Source organism: Clostridium tarantellae (genome assembly GCF_009295725.1).
Classification (GTDB): Bacteria; Bacillota; Clostridia; order Clostridiales; family Clostridiaceae; genus Sarcina; species Sarcina tarantellae.
In genome coordinates this window covers 1-1,772 of sequence record NZ_WHJC01000457.1, presented here as the reverse complement: position 1 = coordinate 1,772, position 1,772 = coordinate 1, and the positions used below count along the sequence as shown (strand labels likewise).

2 protein-coding genes are annotated in these 1,772 nt (G+C 19.8%); both read right to left on the bottom strand.

Annotated elements, in window-relative coordinates; translation table 11 throughout:
* The coding region (locus GBZ86_RS18700; RefSeq protein WP_327445290.1) for a LytR/AlgR family response regulator transcription factor at positions 1–640 on the bottom strand (640 nt) is incomplete at its 3' end.
* A 69-nt stretch (positions 641–709) separates the two neighbouring features.
* Positions 710–1,423, bottom strand: coding sequence for a sensor histidine kinase (locus GBZ86_RS15545; RefSeq protein ID WP_170272292.1), 714 nt, complete (start codon positions 1,421–1,423; stop codon positions 710–712).
* Between the last annotated feature and the right edge of the window lie 349 nt (positions 1,424–1,772).

Here is a 1,772-nt window from a genome sequence, read left to right as displayed (position 1 = left end):
TAGCAGAACTAGGGCATTCAAAACTAGAATTCATAGTTATAATTTTATTTTTTATATCAATTTGTTGTATGAAATTTTTATTTATAATACAGCATTTATGACATCTATAAAAATTTTCAGGCAATTTACTTTCAACATCTTTTAGTTTACCATAAAATTCAACTTGTCTATTAATAGCTTGAACTATTATTTTATGTGAATTTGGAGCTGTTTTTAAAAATAAAATATTATCATAATCAATATTGATAATTGTATCATATATTTTAACAGTTAAATTCTTTTTAGGTTTAATAACATTTAAACTAAATTTTTTATTAGCTTGTAAAATGCAGTCATTAATTCGTTCTTCTAATTTAAAGAAATCATCTTTTACTATATAATCCATAGCTTCTATTTTATATAAAAATGTAAGGTAGCTCATTTCTGAATGGGTTGTAATAAAAATAATAGTTCCTGTTGGATCATATTTTCTTATCATACTAGCTAAATCTAGTCCATTAATATCACTTTGTAAATTTATATCTAGAAAGTAAATAGATATATCTTTATCTTTAGAAACATAATCTATGAGCTCATATGGATCATGAGTAGACAGTGCTATTTTCATATCAAGATTTTCTATTAGTATAATTTTTTCTATTATTTTATTAAGAGTATTTCTTTGAATTTCATTATCTTCGCAAATAAAAATATTAATACCTATCCCTCCCTAGGTTTTTTCTTTTATGTTTGCATTATGGAAAATTTCTAATTTTTGAGTAAAAAGATTTTTTTGTAAAGAAGTATCAAGTAATATATTATTATATTTGTTTAGAGTTTCTTTTAGATTACTAAGACCTAAACCTCGATTAGTTCCTTTAGTAGAAAATCCTTCAATAAACAACTTATCAATAGATGGTAAATCTTCTTTGAAATTATTTATTATAACAAATAAAACTGAAGTTTCTTTATTAATAATTGCAATTTTAATAATAGGATTATTGCATTTTAAAGAAGCATCAATAGCATTATCCAATAATATTCCTATAACTTTACAAATATCTATAATATTTATATCTATATTATAGATAGATTCAGTTACATCTAAAGTTACTGTTATTCCACTTTCTTTAGCTTTTATAACTTTAGATGATAAAATTCCTTTAAGTTCTATTATTTCTATGTTTTTTAATAAATCTAATTTAAAATTATAGTTCTTTATATTACCATTTAAAGGTAATATATTTTTGTTAAAGAATATTTTTAATCCTTCAATATCATTATTTTCTAAATATCCTACCATAGATAAAAAAATATTTATATAATCATGTTTAAATTTTCTATTTTGGTTATGTAAATATTCCAAATTATTAGCATATTCTTTTAAATTACTTAAAGTAATTTTATTTTGATGCAGTTCAAAATCTTTTTCTTTTTTTATCATTCCAAAAATGAATATAATTATGAAAATAAGAAATATGAAATGAATAAGAAATAAAGATCTATTAAAATGAATAAAATTACTTGAATTTGAAAATTTTTCATTCAAAAGACTATTTGTACAATATGTTATTAGAGTTAGTAGGTAAGTTAAGGATAATAATGTAGTTGTTCTTAAATTTAAGAAAAATTTAATAAATATAGTTTTTTTGCTGAATAATTTTTGAATCAAAAACATTATAAAAAACCAAGTTACATAAATGTTAAAGTGGCTTAAAATATAATTTACTTTAAAAAAGTTTTTAGTTATATTGTTAAAAAATAATATTTTTATAATGTTAAACATAAAATAA